Source organism: Chitinivibrio alkaliphilus ACht1 (assembly GCF_000474745.1).
In the GTDB taxonomy this organism is placed as follows: domain Bacteria; phylum Fibrobacterota; class Chitinivibrionia; order Chitinivibrionales; family Chitinivibrionaceae; genus Chitinivibrio; species Chitinivibrio alkaliphilus.
Window position 1 is genome coordinate 1 of record NZ_ASJR01000011.1, and the last position, 19,475, is coordinate 19,475.

Here is a 19,475-nt window from a genome sequence, read left to right on the forward strand (position 1 = left end):
TCAATAGTGCCGGACGGCGCTTAGGACGAGGCGCATACTCTGCACAGATTGACCTGCGATGGAGTGGACCGGAGGGGTCTACCCAACGTGCGAGAAGAGAACGAATGATCGGGATTAAGGAAGATCTCTTTCCTACGCAATAAATAAAACCCCCGTGCCGGATTTCCGGCGCGGGGGAATTGTTACAGGGCCGGTACCTGTACGTTGATTTTTCCGCAGGAAAACGGTTATGGTCTTTAGATTCTACGAAGGAGTTTTTTTCACGGGAATGTACTTATGGAGTGCATTTGCGTGTAAGAAGTGCTTCTGTTTCGTCTGCCGCTTGTTTCCAGGAAAATCGCTCTGCCCAGGGACGACAATTTTCACGCAGTTTTGCTTCAAGGGCGGGGGTTTCTACATATTCCTTCACCCGTCGGGCTAAATCGCGCCACGACCCAAAACGGTAGAGCAGTCCCGTGGTATTGTCCTGTACGCTGTCGCAGAGTCCCGGTGCTCTGTTTGCTATAACCGGTGTGCCGCACGCATTTGCTTCAATCACCGTCAAGCCCCACCCCTCTTTATAGCTGGTCTGTAGCACTGCTCGGGCGTGACGGTAGAGAGATCGTTTTTTTTCTGTGCTCACAAAGCCGTGCAGGGTGATGCGATGGCCGAGCTGTTTGTCTGCTATCCACTCTGCTACAACCTCTTTGTACGGGCCATCTCCTGCAATGGCCAGGTGAAGATCCGGATAGGAGGTATGGAGCAACTGAAAGGCACGTAAGGCGTCCATAATACCCTTATATTTTTGAATACGCCCAATCCAGAGAAGATACGGAGGGGCCGTAGACTCCTCGCGAGGCGGAGTATAGTAGGTAAGGTTACATCCGTTGTGTACAAGGGCAATATGTGAGGGGTCGACCCCCATGGAAGCCAGCTCTTTTTTTGTCGATTCACTTACCACGATAAAGGAGGATTTGCGGTAGACAATACGGAGGGTTTGCTCCATCAGATAGATAAAGAGCGCAAGGGGAAAAGAACATTCGTGAAAGATTGATTTTTTCCAAAGATGGTGCATTTGAATAAGATGTGGCGTTTTAGTGCGGAGGGGAGTGCCAAAGGGCAGTTTGTTAAAATCTTCAACGACAATATGGGCATCACTTTGACGGATTAACCGGGGCAGCAAAACAAAGACACGAATCCAGAAATCATAGTCGTTGCCAAAACGAAGTATTCGAATTCCATGCAGGAGTTCACTCGGTGAAGCGCCAGGAAAGCGGCTTGTCACCAAGGTAATGGTATGGCCCCGCTGAGAGAGATCTTCGTATATTTTATGCAGACGCACCTCAGCCCCACCGGCACGGGGGTGTTTTTTGTCTCGCCAGTTCAGTACCAGAATATTCATTGGTCTTGTTCGATAAGAGCGATAAGTTCCGGGATGAGTGCTGCTTCAGATACCTTTTTTACCACCGTACCTTTTTTGAAGATCAGCCCCACTCCGTCTCCGCCGGCAATGCCGTAGTCTGCTTCCCGTGCTTCTCCTGGGCCGTTCACAACACACCCCATGACAGCCACGGTGATATCTTTCTCGATGGGGGTTATGTATGCTTCAACCTCTTCTGCCAGCTGTACAAGGTTAATACGGGTTCGGCCACAGGTAGGACAGGCAATAACCGTTGGGCCTGAGGCCAGACCGAGAGATTGAAGTATTCCCTTCGCTACGGGGATCTCCTCACAGGGATCTCCCGCCAAGGAGACTCGAATAGTATCGCCGATGCCGCGTGAAAGAAGCGCGCCCAGCCCCACGGATGATTTTATTGTACCAAAGCGTGGGGTGCCCGCTTCGGTAATACCAAGATGTTGCGCATAGGAGGTCTGGGCACTCAGGGCTGTGCAGGCAGCCACGGTGGTGGGAACATCCGATGCTTTTATGGAGAGAACCATGTCATAAAAACCGGCACTTTCGAGGAGGGCAATATGCTCTTGAGCGCTTTCCACAAGGGCTTGCGGTGTCGGGCCGCCATGTTTTTTAAGAATGTCCTTCTGCAGGGAGCCGGCGTTTACTCCAACTCGAATGGGTATGCCTGCTTCTTTGGCCGCAGCAACCACCGCAAAGACTCGTTCCTTTGATCCAATATTGCCAGGGTTAATTCGAATTTTATCTGCTCCGTAGGCTATGGCTGCAAGGGCCATGCGGTAGTCGAAGTGGATATCGGCAACAAGGGGAACAGTGGTGTTTTCCCGAATCTTTTTAAAAGCTTCTGCTGCTTCCGTATTGTACACGGATACTCGCACAATATGACACCCGGCACTGTGCAGGGCGTGTATTTGATCAAGAGTAGCAGAAACATCTGTCGTGGGGGTGTTTGTCATAGACTGTATTGCCACGGGGGCACCGCCGCCTACGGGCACAGAGCCGACAAACACCTGTTTTGTTGTAGTTCTATCCATCATAGAGGGAGTACTCGTTGTTATAGCGTCTTAGTAAATAGACCCGCATGGCGGAAAAGGCCTCATCGTGGGCATGTTCTCGCAGGAGGTCAGTATTAGTATAGTATATTTTTAGGGCGTCCATGAAATTTCTATTTTCCACGTTGGTGTAAATTTTTCCAATAACCTCAGCGGCCTTGGCTGCATGGGCGCTGTCACTTTGTTCTTCTTGCAAAGCTTGAATACGGGCAATGTCCGGGTCATCGTGGGTCTCAAAATATTCGTTGATGCGCATGCGTACAATAAAAAGGCTCCTCGCGTCTCCATAGGCAAAGAGATCGTCCCGGTGACGGTCATAGCGGCGTCGTGCGCGACGAAAGCGTCCTCGGTCAAGTAGCTCGGTAATGGCCGCAAGGCGATCTTCTGCTCGAGCTTGATTACGAGTGAGTCGCCGATGCTCACGGTCAAAGCGGCGCATTTTCCGGCGATTCTCCCGTCGATAGTGCTGTATCGCCTTTGCTTCTATCATGGCAAAACGCTGTTCCACGGAATCTCGCCGTGAATGGAGGCGTCCCTGAATATCTCCTGTTGAAATAAGTCCGCCCGTGGGGGCAGCACCATTGAGCCCTTCAAGTTGTCGTGCCACAGATTTTGCGGTTTCATCGTCCATGTGGCGTTGACTTGCTTGGAGTATTTTTCGATCTACCATGGCCAGTTTTGAATTGGATATGCCTGCTTGAGAAAGGGTGTTTTCCATAAATCGAGCGGCTTCCTGCGTGTCACCGGGACGAATAAGGGAAATACCGTGAGATACAAGGGAGTCCTCTACACGATCAATTTCCGCAGCCATCTCTTCCAGACGTCGCTGATACCGGTTTGTAAAAGATCGATCCAGCCGTTCCGAGGCATTTTCAAGGTCAGCAGAAAAGATTTGGATGGTCCGTCGTGAGTGAGTAATATGTTGGTTTGCTGCAACCTGTTCTTCCACTTTCCGGAGTCGCTCGTCTAGCTCGTCACGAAGAAACTGGGCGGTTCTACGTTGCGTAATACGACGGCTCCATTGGTCGTAGAGTCCGGGAGATATTCCCAGGTAGCGGCGGTTGCTCACGGCATACTCATAGAGCTCTTTTGCCGTATCATAGTCGCCTCGACCAAAGGCATCGTTAATGGATTGGGTTGTTTTTTGACGAATGTAGCGTTGGTGGTGATTTACCAAGTCTGCCAGCTCATTGGCATGGCGCGTATCTAGGGAAAGCATGGAGGCATGGAGCCCGTAGAGTTTTGCAAAGGAGGGACGTTCCGCATCGAGTTCTTTGTTAAATTCGTCCACAATCTCATTAATTTCAACCCCGCGCCGATAGGCATTTACCGTGTTATACTCTTCTTGCTCAAGGGCAATTTGAGCTTCCAACTCATTGACGCGCCACAAAATATATCGGGCATTGGGGTCGGTTTCTGCCTTCTCACGTAGGCGTTGAGCAGCTTGTCGTGCTTGCTGTATTGCCTCTTTTTGGCTGGTAGAACTTCCGCCGGCCCGGCGATCCGCAGCGATAAAGCGATAGTAGGCTCTCTGGATTGTTGTATCAATTTCTGCTTGGCTGAGAAACTCCTGTGCCCCCAAGGGGAGGGAAATAAGAAGCCACAAGAGGACCTGTCGTTTCATAGGGTCTGCTCCTTTTCTTCTTCCAGAACATACAAATAGGTATTGTCCAGAATTTGAGTGGATTTTGCGCGGTGATAGTTTGAATTTATGATAACTGTGTCGTCTCCATCATCTCCAAATCGCGATATGTCTTCGGACAGGGTATGAAAGATGGGGGTGTCGTGATTTTCTGAGCGGTGGATTAAGAGCACCTCAACCCCATATTGTTCTGCCAGAGATGTGAGGCGTGACAAGGGGTATACCCCCGTACCGTAGAGTCGCAGATCCTTCTCTTTTTCCTGCAGTACCGTGCGATGATGGAAAAGAATGCGCGGTGGGGTCTCACTGCTTGTGCGAAAGGAGGTGGTCGTTGTGTCCGCGGGCAGGGTATCAGTATTGAATGACGAAAGAATAAGACCGGAAGAGTCTACCACAAGAAGAGAAAAGAGAGCGGGAAAGAGTTCTCCATAGTAGGTGGCACTCTGCCGAATAACCCGGGCAGCAGGGCGATTTTCTGCAAAATAAGAGAGCATGAAATCCCGATTTTGTCCCATGGCATATATTACTCGTTCCATGGTTTCGTGGAGGAGGTTTTCCTCACGGGCAATATGATACTCCATGGATTGCAGGGCAAGGAACAGTTTTTTTGATGTTGTGTCGGGTGAGGCGGGATGCTCGACAGATGCGAAAAAGCGACCGCTGTAGAGGCCCGCGCCAAAGGAGATGAGAATACAAAAAATAGAAGGAGTAATTTTTTCATAGAAACCTTTTTTTCTCAATTCCTGTGATCACATCTCTGCAATATATATATTAGTAGCCGCAAATTGGGTAATCTAATAGTAAGGAGATAGTATGAATATACGTACCGGTTCAAAAAACTCCATTGAAAACCGTGGAGAAAAGGTTGTGATGACCTGTTCCGTTTGTGGACAAGAGCGCAAGCCTATTCGTGTTATGGCTCTCAATGCAAAAAAATGGGGTATGAGTGTAAGTGTGGTTTGCTTGATCGAGCAGGGAATGTTATCGACCTGTAAATGCAGATCAGCTTGACTTCTTGTTCAAATCTGTAAAAAAGAGGAGTGATCCTCTTTTTTGCTTTTCTGGGGGTGAATACAGCGACCCTGTTTTTCTTGCATGTTCCGCGGGTCCTTCTTTTTGTGTTGCACCTTGAATCATGCTTCTCATGAGCTGGTGGTTCGGTCATACGTTCCGTGCGTGCCCAATCAATTTTGTGCAGGATACGGTGAATTACTCTATCCCGCGAAATATGCGGTACCGTTTCAGGGCAAAATTATCCGTCATACCACTGATGTAGTCCACGGCAAGCTGCAGCCGGCTGTAAAGGGAGTGATCGCTAAAGTGTTCATAGATAAAGCGATAATTGGAAGAGATCATATTATAGAGCCGTGGTTGTTTCGGATTCTTCTGTAACTCATCGCTGCTGACTGCTTCCACAAATTCATCAAGGAGGTAGTGGATGATATTAAAGCCAACCACCTCTTTTTCAATAATGGTTTTATGAGCAAAAATATGTTGTCCCAGATCTTTAAAGACCCGGCGAATGTTGGATGCCCAGGAGTTTTCCAAGAGGTCTTTGTTGTAGGTGCCGGCGCAGATTTCATCAATATGGGCGTAAAAAGTATCCACCGCGGCGGAAATCATAAAGCGTTGTACCACAATGCGAAAGCGTTGCACCGCCAGCTCAAGTTTGTTTTTGTAGCTCTGAGCAACATCGTTGTAGAGGTCGGTAAATAGGGTGATAAAGTCTGCATCCCGCTCTTGTTCAGACAGGGATATTGGCTGCAGGCCTTCTTCGAGAAATGTACGAATTTCCATATATCCGATCAATCCTTTTTTACAGGCATCTTCAATATCTGCAATGGAGTAGGCGATATCATCGGCTGCTTCGAGGAGAAAGGTGAGGGGGTAGCGTCCAGAGAGGGAGAATTCCCGGGCGATGTCTGCATAATCAGCTGCTTCAGATTGAAAATATCCGAATTTTTTGCGGAGGATTCCTCCCTCTGAGGTGTTTCCTTCAAGGGATGAACAGGGATATTTGACGATGGTTGCCAGTACAGCAAAGGTAAGGTTCATTCCTTCGCTATCCTTTATATAATGTAGTTTTCGAAGAACCCGAAAGGTTTGTACATTTCCGTCAAAATAGATAAAGTCGTGTTGCTGAGCAGGTGTTAGGGCATCTGCGCAAGTGAAGTTTGTGCGGAAAAAACGACGAAAGTAGTCTTGAATGGCCCATTCACCGAAATGGCCAAAGGGGGGATTGCCAATATCATGGACAAGTCCGGCCGTTGCAAGAATGGAAGGAATATGACCTCGTTTTTCGGGACTGAGTATACCCGCATCAATGAGGCGGTTTTCTACGCTCAGTCCAATTGACCGCCCAAGGGATGATACCTCTATGGAATGGGTAAGGCGGGTTCGAACAAAATCACCCTTGTCAAGCTGAAATACTTGGGTCTTGTCTTGCAGTCGGCGAAATGATGAAGAGAATACAACCCGTGAAAAATCATTTTCAAAGGGGTTCCGTTGATCCTCAGATGTTTGCATAGAACTGCGAAAGCGTCGATCCGTGAGGAACTGGTCAAAGCTGTTCATGGTGGGCTCCGAAAAAAGAACTCCCCCCAATATATGTTATGTGGGAGGGGGCGGTGTTACTGCCGTCTCAGCCGTCTTTTTTTTCGGTCAAATCCCTGTGAAATATCACGGATCAGAAAGAGAAAAAACAGGGTTACGAGTAGTATCGAAAAAATATTCATGGTTGACTCCTTGTGATATGTGTATGGGTAAAGTATAGGATACAGAGAAACGTGACGCAAGGTACATTTTTAGAACATGATTATATCTGTTCCAGTGTAATTACCAATCATGTATATTTATTATAAGATAATTGTAACGCAGTATGGGTATACAGGTACGTCAGTAGTACGAAAGAGTCAGAGAAACGTTTCTGTATTCTGCCCGCTGCACATTTGGAGGAGTAATCAATGAAGGCAATGCATATTGGAGACCTCACGGTTCCTGTGCCTATTGTTCAGGGAGGAATGGGCGTTGGCATCTCCTTGTCAGGCCTAGCAGCAGCAGTAGCTAATAACGGTGGTGTTGGGGTGATTTCCAGTGCTGGCTTGGGGTTAATATATAAAGATGCGTCAAAAAACTTTCTTCAAGCAAGTATCGATGGGCTGCGTGCTGAGCTACGAAAAGCACGAAAGCATACGAAAGGAGCTATTGGTGTAAATATCATGGTTGCTTTGAGTAATTTTGATGACATGGTACGTACATCGATAGAAGAGAAAGCCGACGTTATATTCTCCGGCGCGGGGCTTCCTCTGGATTTGCCAAAATTCCTTACCTCGGATAGTGTTACAAAATTGGTTCCCATCGTATCTTCCGCCAAGGGGCTCCGGGTCATTTGTCGCAAATGGAAGAGTAAATTTAACTATCTGCCCGATGCGGTCGTCGTAGAAGGTCCGAATGCGGGAGGGCATCTTGGTTTCAAACCCGAGCAACTTGATGATGCGAACTACTCCCTTGAGGAGCTGGTTGAAGCTGTTGTCCGTGAACGTGATCTCTGTACAGAGAAGTATGGGGTACGTTTTCCTGTTATTGCCGGTGGGGGGCTTTTTACGCGGGAAGATGTACGCGACATTCTTTCCCATGGTGCCGATGGCGTACAAATTGGAAGTCGTTTTGTAACAACCACAGAGTGCGACGCCCATGAGGATTTTAAACAACAGTATATCCAAGCGGAGGAGAAGGATGTTATGGTTATCCAAAGTCCCGTGGGGATGCCCGGAAGAGCCTTGAAAAACCGCTTTGTAGAAGAGGTTGAAGCTGGAGCGAGAAAGCCTACTGGGTGCCCCGTAAAATGCATTAAAACCTGCGATATCTCAAATACCCCGTACTGTATTATCTCCGCTTTGTACAATGCGTATCGTGGTAAGCTTGACCGAGGCTATGCCTTTTGTGGAAGCAAGGCGTATATGGCAGACCGAATTAGCAGTGTGGCAGAAGTTATGGATGATTTAAAACACGCCTTTGAATAACTCCTTGAAAAAGGGGTGGATCTCTCGAAGGTCTTGGCAGCGGTGAATTATGTCGTTGCCTTTTCATAATTGATAATGTATACTTCCTGTACCTATATTTTGAGAGGAGTACGCCGTGGAGCAACTGCGCACCGATTTGCGACGGGTAAAAGACCGGATTACTGATATGGAAGAGCAGGAAGCAACGGAGCTTCTTGAAAATATTGATGTACTGCTTGAGCATCCTGGAGAGCTCTCCTTTAAACACCATCGTATGATTGCAGAATCCCTGAAGCGTGCCCTAGAGCGCTTTGAATATGCGCACCCGCGTATCATCGATGAGCTGCGTACGATCATCACCTCCCTCAATGAAGCTGGTATTTAAAAACGGGAGCAACAACCACGATTTACAGGGGGCTCTGTGGACTTAGGGTTAACACAATCAGCGGAACTTCGCATGGAGCAACGGCTGTCTCAGCAGATGCTCCACTCCCTCGATCTATTGCAAGAAACAAACATTCAGTTGGAACAGCGCATAAGTCGTGAGCTCCTAGAAAATCCTTTCCTTGAAACAGATGACTCTCCTGCTGATCATGAGCCCGAGGATGAAAAAGAACCGCATGCTGAGGATCATGGAGAGCTTGATCTCTCCGAAGATTCCGCTGAAGTGCCCTATGCGCTTGAAGAGGGGTTGCAGTATTCCGACGATGGGGATGGGGGAATATCGCAGGAAGAACAGCAGGAGAAACGTGAATATTGGCATTCTCTCCAAACGTACGAAAGCTCTCTTGAAGAACATCTTCGTACACAGTTGCGTGAAAAGAGTGTGTCTCAAAAAATATGGCCACTCATGGAGTTTATCCTGGGAAGCCTTGATGAGCGGGGATATTTGCAGATACCCACTGAAGAGATTTGTGCCATAAGCGGTTTCTCTTTGGAGATGGTACAAGACGGAATCGCTCTGTTGCAGAGCCTTGAACCCGCAGGGGTTGGTGCGCGTGATCTTCAGGAGTGTCTTCTCCTTCAGCTTGCCCGCACACACGGTACAGACTCTGTGGAGTATCAAATTGTCGATTCATACTGGCAGTATTTTGAAAAACTCCAGCTGCCACGCCTTGCCCGTGAACTAGCCCTCTCCATTGAAGAGGTGACCCGTGCAAAAGAGGTGATAGCGTCCTTAGACCCAAAGCCGGGTATGCAGTATAGCCTTTCAGACTCTGATGAGTATGCCCCTCCTCCTGATCTTCGGGTAATAAAGCATAACGGTCGCTGGAAAAGCGTTCTCAACGACAGCTTTCTTCCGGATTTACGAATTAGCGAGCAGTATTCCGACCAGCTTCGGTATCGCAGTGATGAAAAGAGCGTGAAAAAATTTCTCCGGGAGAAGCGGGGGAGTGCCCAATGGCTCATCATGGCTGTTGAGCAGCGTAAACGATCCATGTTGAAAGTGATGGATGCCATTGTGGCTCATCAGAATGGCTTTTTTGATCAGGGGGACGAGAACGCCTTGCGTCCTCTTACATTGAAAGATATTGCGCAGGAGGTTGAGCTTCATCCATCCACGGTGAGCCGTGTAACAAATAATAAGTTTGTAGAAACTCCCTATGGAGTGTACGAACTAAAGTATTTTTTTGTTGCTTCCATGGGTGGAGGCACAGAGGTCGCCAATATTCGTATTCAAAATTTAGTGCGTGATCTCATCGCAGAGGAAGATCGAAAAAAACCTCTCTCTGATCAAAAGATTGCGAATCTATTAAAAGAACGTGGAGTAGAAGCAGCTCGACGCACTGTCGCAAAATATCGCGATAAATTGGGGATTCCCACAGCACGGCTTCGAAAAGAACATGCCTAGAAAACCATCTTTTCTTTCCATGCCAATCCCTCAGCGGGGATGTGCCCCACAGGTGGAGGCGAAGTTAGCGGAACAAGGAGTCTCCACCGTGTGTGTGTCCGCAGGATGTCCTAATCGTGCTCACTGCTTTTCGCAGGGTGAAGCGACGTTTCTTCTTCTTGGTCAGGGTTGTTCACGTAACTGCCTTTTTTGCGCCATGGGAGAAGAGGCGGTTACCCCGGTAGATGCAACTGAGCCACAGCGCGTGGCTCAGACGGTTGCCTCTCTCGAATTGTCCTATGTGGTCCTCACCTCTGTGACGCGGGATGATCTGCCCGACGGAGGAGCGGCACATATCTGCCAAACCGCCCGGGAAATCAGAGCCCATGCTCCGCACACACGAGTCGAGGCACTGCTTCCTGACTTTGGGGGATGCCGCCGTGCACTCTTTCTGGCAGCAACGGGTTCCTTTTCTATTGTGGGACATAATGTAGAAATGGTACCGTCGCTTTATACAAGATATCGCAGTGGAGGGGGCTTCCAGCGGTCTCTTTCTGTATTGCACGCCTTGGGCGAGCACGGTATCCCAACAAAGTCTGGTTTTATGGTTGGTCTTGGTGAGACGCAGGAAGAAGTCTTGTCTCTGATCTCCACTCTTTCGGACACGGGCATCTCCGTTCTTACGGCGGGCCAGTATCTTCCTGGGCGTCGTGGCGGAATCACACCGAAGCGATATGTGTCACCTGAGGAGTTTGAGATCTATGCAGCTCATGCGCAAGAGTGTGGTATTGCCAGTGTTCGCATGGGGCCGTATGTTCGCAGTTCTCTCAATGCGGCAGACTGTTTTCGGGAGATATGTAAATAAATATGGACTTTTATGCGAATTATAGTATTATATATATTTGGTTCCGGGTAAGCGAATTACCCGGACTTTAACAGGAGGTTTTCCATGAATGTACAAATTACGAAACGCCATGACAGACATCTTTCTCAGGAAACCAAAGACTTTATTGTTGCTGATGTTGAAGCGCTTCAGCGGTTTCACGATGGCATAAGTTCTGCCCATGTTATTCTTGATAAGGTGGAGCATAAGAGCGGTCCTGAGGATATTGTGGAAATTATTATCAATGCAGCTGGTGCAAATATCACAGCGAAGACCTCCAACCAAGAAGAGAACATGGTGAAGGCTTTCGATGAAACCTTGAGTAAGGTTGCCCGTCAGCTGAAGAAGAAAAATGAAAAAGAGAAGTCCCATAATTAGTTTTCTCATGGTATATTTCGTGTTATATATTACTGACAGCGCAAGCTGTCAGTACTTTTTTAGGAGAACTCTCTTTGCAGAGAAGAAAATCGGATTTTAGTGTTGGCCTCATAATCATCTTTGCTCTCATAACCCTCTTTGCTGGGGTTGTGTTTTTAAAAGATGTGAATTTGGGAACGCGCCACGTCACGTACACAGGACTGTTTTCAAATATCGGCGGATTGCAAGTAGGGGATCCTGTTTCGGTCAATGGGGTCAAGATGGGGTCGGTACGAAAGGTCTATCTGCGTGATGCCCGTGTGGCGGTTGTGTTTGCCTTGGAAGAAGGAGTTGCCTTCACCAATAAATCACAGATTACGGTGAAGAATGTCGGCCTTCTCGGCGAACGAAATCTTGAAGTAACCTTGAGCCCTCACGGTGAGCGGTACTCTCCAAATACAGAGAGGGATACCACCTTCGTTGACGGCCGTTTTGATAGTGGTATTGCTGAGGCTATCGGTATGTTTGGAGATATTCTACAACAGGCAACAGGCCTTGTAGATACTGTTGAGTTTCTCGTGAGCAATACCGTCGCATCGCCGGAGTTTCTTTCCTTCTTTGATACACAGTTGCAGCGTGTGGATGGTATAACCGAAAAAACAGAGGCGATTCTCGGAGAAAATCAGGGTGATATTGGGCATATTATTACAAATTTGCGTACAACCACTGAAACAGTGCGTCATATAGCCCGGGACAATGAAGAAAATATTCATGCCATTACGGAGAATTTTTCCCTCTTTTCTGAACGGGTTCTTTCTCTGGAAAAGCAGCTTGATACAACCATGCACAATATCTTCGATATTACGGAAGCCGTAAACTCAAAGGAAGGTACCGTGGGACAGCTGATACATGAGTCTGACTTGGCAGAGCAGTTACATGCCACCCTTCATTCACTCGATTCTCTTGTACAGGTGATTGATGATGATGGGTTGAAATTACTGATACGAATGGGTACACGACGACGATGGGAGCGTGAATAAATGCAGGAAATGAAATTTCGTGTCACCGCAAAGGATGGCATTCATGCCCGCCCTGCTGCGCAAATTGTAGAAACCGCACAGAAATTCTCTTCCGCCGTTGAATTTATAACAGCGGAAGCACGGGTGAATGCCAAGAGTATTATGGAAATCATGATGCTTTCGGCAGTGTACGGGACTGAGTTAGTGTTGCAGATTTCCGGAGATGATGAACAAACAGCTCTTGGAGAAATGACCACGTTACTCCTTCAAAATATTGCCGAAGCAGCATAAGGCGGCACTCCTTTTTTTTCACGATTCCATAAATCCTTCTTTATGGCACAGGATACATATATTTTACGTCTTTAATTGACGAAGGATATGCGTAAATGGATCAAGCAAAGATCAGAAATGTTGCAATAATTGCCCATGTGGACCATGGGAAGACCACCCTTGTGGATAAACTCTTTGAGCAGAGCGGTATGTTCTCTGCCCATGGCGGCTCTACGGAACGTCTTATGGATTCAATGGATATTGAGCAGGAGCGGGGCATAACGATTACCTCTAAAAGTGGTGGTTTTCGCTATAACGATTTTTATATCAATATTATAGATACACCGGGACACGCCGATTTCGGCGGACAGGTTGAACGGGTATTAAAAATGGCCTGTGGGGCAATTCTTGTGGTTGATGCGCAAGAGGGACCCATGCCTCAAACGTTTTTCGTATTAAAAAAAGCACTCGCCTTGGATATACCGATCATTGTTGCTATTAATAAAATAGATAAGCCTGCGGCACGTCCTGAGTGGGTATTGGATCAAGTTTTTGACCTTTTTGTAAAGCTGGAAGCGCCGGATGATATTCTCGATTTCCCCGTTGTCTATGTTTCTGCCAAAGAGGGATATGCCCTGCGGGATCCTGAGGATGAAGCACGTGATATGGCTCCGCTTCTTGAAATGATTACGGAGGAGCTCCCCCCACCTGCGGGAGATGCCCATGGCCCATTTCAGCTTCTTATTAGTTCCCTCGATTATTCTCCCTTTCTGGGGCGTCTTGCCATTGGAAAAATAACCAATGGTTCCGTTCAGATAAATGATGCCGTTGTGTTGTCACGTCGTGATGGACAGCTTGAGCCCACACGCATTAGTAAAATTTATAAATTTGAGAAAAATGAGAAAATTCCCGTAGAACAGGCATCCTGCGGTGATATTATTGCTGTAGCTGGTATGGACTCAGTTACCGTTGGAGAAACCTTTACCAGTAAGGAAAATCCCCTTCCTCTTGAGCCCATAGCCATTGATCCACCCACTATCTCTATGAATTTTATTCCCAATGATTCTCCCTTTGCAGGACAGGAAGGAACCTATGTCACCTCTCGCCATATTGGCGACCGTCTTCGCAAAGAGACGCTGTCTGATGTTGCCTTGCATGTGGAAGATCTTACCGATCGGGTTGGATTTAAGGTGTCGGGTCGGGGAGAGTTGCACCTCTCTATTTTAATTGAGACCATGCGTCGCGAGGGATATGAGCTACAGGTAACACGTCCGCAGGTTATCTATCACACTGATGCGGCGGGTAAGGTGACAGAGCCCTATGAAGAAGTGACCATCGATGTGAGTGAAGAGTTTAGCGGGGTGGTTATTGATAAGCTGAATCAGCGTAAAGGGAAAATGGTAAATATGCTGAAAATGGATGGTGGATTAACCCGGATAATTTTCCATATACCGACGCGGGGGCTTCTTGGGTATCGTTCTGAATTTATGACTGATACGCAGGGTATGGGTATGATGAACTATGTGTTTCATGAATATGGCCCGTACTGTGGAGAATTAAAAAATCGCCATAATGGCGCCATGGTTTCCATGGAAAAAAATTGCGTCTCCATAGCCTATGCCTTAGCAAATCTTCAGGAGCGGGGCACCCTTTTTATCGGGGCAGGAGAAAAGATTTATGCGGGGCAGATAATTGGTGAAAATAGCCGAAGTGCCACCTTAAAAGTGAATCCTGCTAAGGGCAAGAAATTGTCCAATGTGCGATCTTCTGGGGCTGACGATGCGGTTGTTCTCACGCAACCACGAAGAATGACCCTTGAAGACTGCATTGCGTGGATTAATGATGATGAATTGGTGGAGATTACTCCAGAGAATATACGCTTACGAAAAATGACGATGTCAAAATAGAGAGGGAGTTACTATGAGGACCTTGGATATGCTTCCGGAAACACCCCGGAAAAAAACGAAGATTGTTGCTACTATTTCTGACAAGAACTGTAGTACGGAGTTCATTACCGAGCTTTACAAAAACGGTTTAAATGTGGTGCGTATTAATACTGCGCACCAAACACCGGAGGTTTCCAAGGAAGTCATAGATAATGTGCGGAAGGTTTCGGAGAAGATTGCTATTATGATCGATACAAAGGGGCCTGAGGTTCGTACTACCGCTGCCGATGAGGAGATTCCTGTGGAGACCGGAGATACGGTGTACTTTGCGGGACGACCAAATACCCCCTTTTCTGGTGATACGGTTAATGTTTCCTATACACATTTTGTTGAAGAAATCCCCGTGGGAAGTCATATTTTGATTGATGATGGAGAACTTACCTTTGTGGTAAACTCCCGTGAAGGGGATCGCCTTTCCTGTGTTGCTTTAAATCAAGGGGTTGTTCGGGGTAAAAAGAGTGTTAATGTGCCCAATGTGCACTTGCATCTCCCAACCCTTACAGAGAAGGATAAGCAGTTTCTTCGCTTTGCCGTGGAAGAGGAAGTCGATTTTATTGCCCACTCCTTTGTGCGTAACAAACAGGATTTACTTAATGTTAAGTCCTATTTAGCAGGCCAAAAGAACTGTTGTCGTATTATCTCCAAGATTGAAAATCAGGAGGGAGTTGATAACATTGATGAGATTTTGGATCACTCCTACGGTATTATGATTGCTCGGGGTGATCTTGCCGTAGAAATTCCTCGTGAGCGGATTCCTTCAATTCAGAAAAAGCTTATTAAAAAATGTATTACCAAGCGAAAACCTGTTATCATTGCAACACAGATGCTACACTCCATGCTCTCAAATCCAAGTCCAACCCGGGCAGAGGTAAGTGACGTGGCGAATGCGATTTATGATGAAGCAGATGCTGTGATGCTGAGCGGAGAAACGGCCAATGGAAAATATCCAGTAGAGTCTATCCGGGTAATGTGTGATATTGCTGTTGAGGTAGAAAAGGACTTACAGCCCTTTTCAGATATTCATCCCATAACCTTAAATACAGAGGTCTCTGCGTATTTATGTAAATCGGCCATTGAATCGGCAAACCGTCTCAATGCAAAGGCGATTATTGCAGATACGGCCAGTGGGAGAACCGTGAGAAATCTTGCGGGATATCGGGGAAATACGCCTATTTATGCTCTGTGTTACAATGATCATATTGTCCGCAGTCTTGCTCTTTCCTTTGGGGTTACTCCCTACTTCTTCGATGGAAGTACACAGCCGGTAACGGATCGTGCCTTAAAAAATGCCATGAAACGTCTTGCGTATCACTTTAATTTTGCAGAAGATGACTACCTCGTTATACTTTCTGGAAATTACGGCGCTCAAGTTGGAGCTTCCTATATTGGTATTACCACTACGGCAGAGCTTGAAAATGATGTGTTTATTCGGAGAGATTAAACTCTCTACTCGGCTTCTTTACTGAGGAGGTTTGTAACCATCTCGATAAGCTGCTCATTGTCAAAGGGTTTTTTCAGGGTACAATCTACCTCAAGCTCTTTTGCAAGATCAAGATAGCGTTCTGCTTCAATTCTTCCACCACCAGAGATGGCGATGAGAGGTATATCCTTATTTTGTTCCCGGATGGTCATGATAATTTCCATACCTTCAACTTGGGGCATAATAATGTCGGTTATCACGAGATCAAACCGTTCTTGAGAGAAGAGCTCAAGGGCTTTTTGTCCATCTTCCATGGTAACCACATCATAGCTATTTCCAAGAAGCTTTTCCATAATAGTCAAGATAAGCGGGTCGTCTTCAATTACAAGAATTCGTTGCTGCATACTCTGTCCCCCTGTTACGGTGTTTTTTAGTCTGCTCGAATGAGCTCATTGTGATACCGCTCCCACTGTCGTTTATTGCGATGAAAGCGATACTTTCGTCGTATTTTAAAGGTAATTGGTTCAATATCCATATGATAAAAGTCAACGACCGCTCGAAATTGAAACAACGAGCGATCGCCATACTCACTGGTTTCTACAATCTTAAAATATGGCTCGGCGTGGAGGGCTTTGGGGTTTGTTGTGGCAACGATGTGTTCTAAATCGCTTTCACAAAGCCGGAGAAGGGCCTCCTTGGCAAAGTCTGCGCGCTGGGCAGTAGAAGAGCACGCTCCGAACAAAAGTAACAGAGATACTACGAGAGTGTGTCTCATTTGTATTGCTCCTCATGGCGTATATTCATCTTTGTTTTGGTATCATAGAGATGAAGGCGATTTCCCGGTATAAGAATTGATTGGAGATCTCCACGGGATACGTGGCGTGAACGATGTACGAAAAAACGAATCGTTGTTGCGTCGTTTTTACCTGCCCGTGCAATAATAAGACTTCTATCTCCGGGAGTTTCTGTCATTTCCACACGGACAGAAATCTCTGTGGAAAGATTTGCAACACTGCTGTTTGTTTCTGTTTTTAAGCGAATATCCTGAGGGCGTATAGAGGCAAGTACCTCCACTCCATCGTACTTTTGTAGGGCGGGAGAATCACCAAGGGCAACCCGAATTGGACCAATGGATGAATGGAGAATTGCATCTTTTCCATCCGTTTTGAGGGTTCCTGTGAGGGTGTTTGTTACAGGGCTCCCAATGAAACAGGCGGCATTATAGGTTGCGGGACTATCATAGAGTACCGATGGCTTATCGTATTGTTCTACCTGTCCATTACGCATAACCGCAATGCGATGACTCATGGTCATGGCCTCAATTTGGTTATGGGTTACATAAATGATTGTTTTACCAACCTTCATGTGAATCCGTTTTAATTCCTCCGTTGCCTTTTCCCGAAGGGCTGCATCGAGGTTGCTCAAGGGCTCATCAAGGAGCAGAACATCTGGATCGAGAACAAGGGCCCGTGCTAAGGCTACTCGCTGACGTTGTCCGCCGGAAAGTTGTTTCGGCAAGCGCTCTGTGTATTTTTCTAAGCCAAGTAGGGGAAGCACCCAATCCAGCTTTGTAAAAATATCGGCACGGTCCTTTTTTTGAATCTTTAATCCAAAGGCGATGTTGTTGCGTACATTCATATGGGGAAACAAGGCATAACTTTGAAAAACCATTCCAATAGGACGTTTTTGCGGTGGCACAGGATTCATATACTTTCCACCAATGTACAACTCTCCAGAATTAATTTTTTCTAACCCTGCAATCATACGAAGCAGGGTTGTTTTCCCACATCCCGATGGCCCGAGAAGCGTAACAAATTCCCCCGTTTGTATTTCAAGGTTGAGGTTAGGAATAACCGTATTATTGCCAAACCGCTTATGAATATTTCGTAGAATGAGTCCTGCCATATTGCCTCTTATTTGACAGCGCCGGTTACAATGCTTTGCGCCATGTATCGTTGGATCACATAGGTAAATATAATTACGGGTACGCTTACAATTACGGAAATCGCTGCATGAATGTTCTGTCGCGGTGCACTTTGAAGAAGATCTGCTAGATACAGGGTGAGAGTCTTTGTGCTTCCTCCACCGAGAAGATAGTGGGCAAAGATAAATTCATCCCATGAAAGTAAAAAAGTATAGACACTGCATACCACGATGCTGGGAATAATCATAGGAACCAGTATTTTAATGAAAATACTCATTCTTCCCGCTCCCATGACTAAGGCCTGTTCCTCAATATCGCGGGGAATCATTTCAAAGGCAAACATGGAGATGAATATAATGTATGGGAGAGAAAGCAAGGTGTGGGCAAAAATGACTGCGTAGGGCGATGAGTAGAGGTTAATGCTGATAAAAAAGGAGGTAATGGGTATGACGGAGGAAATATCGGGAAAGAGCCGTACTGAGATAATAAGGATGAGAAAGATCTTGCGAAAGGGGATGCGATATCGAGCTAAGACATACCCGGCGGGTAAACCCAAGGAAAGGGTAAGTAAAACCGTGTTAACCGCAATGAAGAGTGAGTTTTGAATAACCCGTATAATAGCTCGATCATTTAAGACATAGCGAAAGTTGTTGAGGGTTGGAGCCGTTGGCCATAGGGGCAGGGGGGTTCCGGGTGATACCACAGAAGTATGGAGGGAGTATTTGATCAGCATATAGAGTGGTGCCAGTATCACGGCGAGAATGCAAACGGTAAGGAGAGCCCATACAAGGCGTTTTATAATTTGTCCTGATGGTCCAAGGCTACTACGCAGCTGAAGCATCACTCCCCCTGTTGATAAGTCGTTTTTCGATATTCTGTAACAAAAACAGTAAAGTGAAGAGAGATAGAATAACGCAGACCAGAAGAATAAGTGCTACCACGGAGCCCTTTTCTGGCTGGCCGCTGAAACCATTATAATAATGTTCTACCAAGGTGCCTAAGAGATAGTAGCGCCCGGAAAGAACATAGGGAAAGATAAATTCTTTCCACATTTCAATAGATCGGAGGAGAATCACTGTTTTTATGGCAGGAAAAATGAGCGGGATGACAATAAAAAGCAGGCGGTGTCGAAACCCTGCACCAAGGGTTTTTGCTGCATCAAAGATACTAACATCCACAGCGTTAAGCCCAGACAAGATTATCAGCATGGAGAGGGGCATGTCCCGCCATACCTTTCCCATCATTGAAAGAATCAGAGAAAACCAGCGATTCCCGCTCCAATTAATATCTGTTTCAATGATGGCGGGAAAAAAATCATATCGTCCCATAAGTAGATCGTTAACCATGCCACCTTGTGAATTAAAGAGGATAAAGAAAAGGGAGGCAATGACGAGGCCAGGAAAAGCCATGGGAAGAATGAAGAAGGAACGGAGGGTAGATCGTAGCACCGGCGCTGTGTAGATAAGCAGAGCCAATAGTATACCGATACAGAGTTCCGTAGGAGTGCCGACAAGAACAAAGAAGAGAGAGTTTATGAGCGCGTCAGAAAACTCTGGATCTTGTAATACTTGTTGCACAGGCGTCAAGGAAGGGAATACTCCCCGGTGGGTAAAGGCAAGCTTTAATAAGTAGACAATAACAAGAACCAAGGAAGTAAAAAGATATATAGCCGCTGGTAACAACGGCCATATATCAATAAGCTTGCCTTTCAGCAATGAGGCGATCTGTATCATGCCC

The 19,475-nt window shown here is 46.7% G+C and carries 20 protein-coding genes; 10 read left to right on the plus strand and 10 right to left on the minus strand.

What is annotated here, in order from left to right:
* Nucleotides 1–274: 274 nt before the first annotated feature.
* The 4 genes from CALK_RS06535 to CALK_RS06550 are packed head-to-tail and all read right to left on the minus strand — an operon-like array spanning nucleotide 275 to nucleotide 4,827.
* Entirely contained in the window at nucleotides 275–1,381 is a 1,107-nt protein-coding gene (locus tag CALK_RS06535) for a glycosyltransferase family 4 protein (RefSeq protein WP_022636880.1), read from the minus strand.
* Complete coding sequence (gene ispG / locus CALK_RS06540) at nucleotides 1,378–2,430, minus strand: flavodoxin-dependent (E)-4-hydroxy-3-methylbut-2-enyl-diphosphate synthase (protein WP_022636881.1); 1,053 nt, start codon at nucleotides 2,428–2,430, stop codon at nucleotides 1,378–1,380. The genes CALK_RS06535 and ispG overlap by 4 nt, the downstream gene beginning before the upstream one ends.
* Nucleotides 2,420–4,069: a hypothetical protein gene (locus CALK_RS06545; RefSeq protein ID WP_022636882.1), complete on the minus strand. Its 1,650-nt coding sequence runs from the start codon at nucleotides 4,067–4,069 to the stop codon at nucleotides 2,420–2,422. The genes ispG and CALK_RS06545 overlap by 11 nt, the downstream gene beginning before the upstream one ends.
* Nucleotides 4,066–4,827 (minus strand): hypothetical protein, encoded by a 762-nt coding sequence (locus CALK_RS06550; RefSeq protein ID WP_022636883.1) that lies wholly within the window; start codon nucleotides 4,825–4,827, stop codon nucleotides 4,066–4,068. The genes CALK_RS06545 and CALK_RS06550 overlap by 4 nt, the downstream gene beginning before the upstream one ends.
* Nucleotides 4,828–4,900: 73 nt before the next feature.
* On the opposite strand from CALK_RS06550, the gene CALK_RS06555 reads away from it, so the two are divergent.
* Nucleotides 4,901–5,098 carry a hypothetical protein gene (locus CALK_RS06555; protein ID WP_022636884.1) on the plus strand — a complete coding sequence of 66 codons (198 nt, stop codon included), beginning with the start codon at nucleotides 4,901–4,903 and terminating at the stop codon, nucleotides 5,096–5,098.
* Nucleotides 5,099–5,296: 198 nt separating this feature from the next.
* Here the strand turns inward: CALK_RS06555 and dgt are convergent, their stop codons facing one another.
* On the minus strand, nucleotides 5,297–6,661 hold the full coding sequence (dgt, locus tag CALK_RS06560; protein WP_022636886.1) for a dGTP triphosphohydrolase: 1,365 nt from the start codon (nucleotides 6,659–6,661) through the stop codon (nucleotides 5,297–5,299).
* Between the two features lie 389 nt (nucleotides 6,662–7,050).
* Between dgt and CALK_RS06565 the strand changes: the two genes are divergently transcribed.
* The 9 genes from CALK_RS06565 to pyk all read left to right on the plus strand — a co-directional run bounded on the left by CALK_RS06565 (nucleotide 7,051) and on the right by pyk (nucleotide 15,835).
* The gene (locus CALK_RS06565) at nucleotides 7,051–8,109 is read left to right on the plus strand and encodes an NAD(P)H-dependent flavin oxidoreductase (RefSeq protein ID WP_022636888.1); all 1,059 of its coding nucleotides are present in this window, start codon (nucleotides 7,051–7,053) and stop codon (nucleotides 8,107–8,109) included.
* A 115-nt stretch (nucleotides 8,110–8,224) separates the two neighbouring features.
* The gene (locus tag CALK_RS06570; protein WP_022636889.1) at nucleotides 8,225–8,473 is read left to right on the plus strand and encodes a DUF4404 family protein; all 249 of its coding nucleotides are present in this window, start codon (nucleotides 8,225–8,227) and stop codon (nucleotides 8,471–8,473) included.
* Nucleotides 8,474–8,509: 36 nt separating this feature from the next.
* Nucleotides 8,510–9,940, plus strand: coding sequence for an RNA polymerase factor sigma-54 (gene rpoN / locus CALK_RS06575; RefSeq protein WP_155851814.1), 1,431 nt, complete (start codon nucleotides 8,510–8,512; stop codon nucleotides 9,938–9,940).
* Nucleotides 9,933–10,784, plus strand: coding sequence for a lipoyl synthase (locus tag CALK_RS06580; RefSeq protein ID WP_081698043.1), 852 nt, complete (start codon nucleotides 9,933–9,935; stop codon nucleotides 10,782–10,784). Before rpoN ends, CALK_RS06580 begins: the two co-directional genes overlap by 8 nt.
* Nucleotides 10,785–10,868: 84 nt before the next feature.
* The gene (gene hpf / locus CALK_RS06585; RefSeq protein ID WP_022636892.1) at nucleotides 10,869–11,180 is read left to right on the plus strand and encodes a ribosome hibernation-promoting factor, HPF/YfiA family; all 312 of its coding nucleotides are present in this window, start codon (nucleotides 10,869–10,871) and stop codon (nucleotides 11,178–11,180) included.
* A gap of 74 nt (nucleotides 11,181–11,254) precedes the next feature.
* The gene (locus CALK_RS06590; protein ID WP_022636893.1) at nucleotides 11,255–12,199 is read left to right on the plus strand and encodes an MlaD family protein; all 945 of its coding nucleotides are present in this window, start codon (nucleotides 11,255–11,257) and stop codon (nucleotides 12,197–12,199) included.
* Nucleotides 12,200–12,469 carry an HPr family phosphocarrier protein gene (locus CALK_RS06595; RefSeq protein WP_022636894.1) on the plus strand — a complete coding sequence of 90 codons (270 nt, stop codon included), beginning with the start codon at nucleotides 12,200–12,202 and terminating at the stop codon, nucleotides 12,467–12,469.
* 95 nt (nucleotides 12,470–12,564) lie between these two features.
* Nucleotides 12,565–14,355: a translational GTPase TypA gene (typA, locus tag CALK_RS06600; RefSeq protein ID WP_022636895.1), complete on the plus strand. Its 1,791-nt coding sequence runs from the start codon at nucleotides 12,565–12,567 to the stop codon at nucleotides 14,353–14,355.
* 13 nt (nucleotides 14,356–14,368) lie between these two features.
* Nucleotides 14,369–15,835 (plus strand): pyruvate kinase, encoded by a 1,467-nt coding sequence (pyk, locus tag CALK_RS06605; protein ID WP_022636896.1) that lies wholly within the window; start codon nucleotides 14,369–14,371, stop codon nucleotides 15,833–15,835.
* Between the two features lie 5 nt (nucleotides 15,836–15,840).
* Here pyk and CALK_RS06610 read toward each other — a convergent pair whose 3' ends face one another.
* From CALK_RS06610 to CALK_RS06630, 5 genes are read right to left on the minus strand one after another with little or no spacing between them, the layout of a single operon-like run.
* The gene (locus tag CALK_RS06610; RefSeq protein ID WP_022636897.1) at nucleotides 15,841–16,218 is read right to left on the minus strand and encodes a response regulator; all 378 of its coding nucleotides are present in this window, start codon (nucleotides 16,216–16,218) and stop codon (nucleotides 15,841–15,843) included.
* Nucleotides 16,219–16,244: 26 nt separating this feature from the next.
* Nucleotides 16,245–16,589, minus strand: a complete 345-nt coding sequence (locus CALK_RS06615; protein ID WP_022636898.1) for a hypothetical protein — start codon at nucleotides 16,587–16,589, stop codon at nucleotides 16,245–16,247.
* A complete protein-coding gene (locus CALK_RS06620; protein ID WP_022636899.1) occupies nucleotides 16,586–17,719 on the minus strand; it encodes an ABC transporter ATP-binding protein in 1,134 nt (377 codons plus the stop codon). The genes CALK_RS06615 and CALK_RS06620 overlap by 4 nt, the downstream gene beginning before the upstream one ends.
* Nucleotides 17,720–17,727: 8 nt before the next feature.
* Complete coding sequence (locus tag CALK_RS06625; protein ID WP_022636900.1) at nucleotides 17,728–18,579, minus strand: carbohydrate ABC transporter permease; 852 nt, start codon at nucleotides 18,577–18,579, stop codon at nucleotides 17,728–17,730.
* The gene (locus CALK_RS06630; protein ID WP_022636901.1) at nucleotides 18,563–19,471 is read right to left on the minus strand and encodes a carbohydrate ABC transporter permease; all 909 of its coding nucleotides are present in this window, start codon (nucleotides 19,469–19,471) and stop codon (nucleotides 18,563–18,565) included. The genes CALK_RS06625 and CALK_RS06630 overlap by 17 nt, the downstream gene beginning before the upstream one ends.
* Between the last annotated feature and the right edge of the window lie 4 nt (nucleotides 19,472–19,475).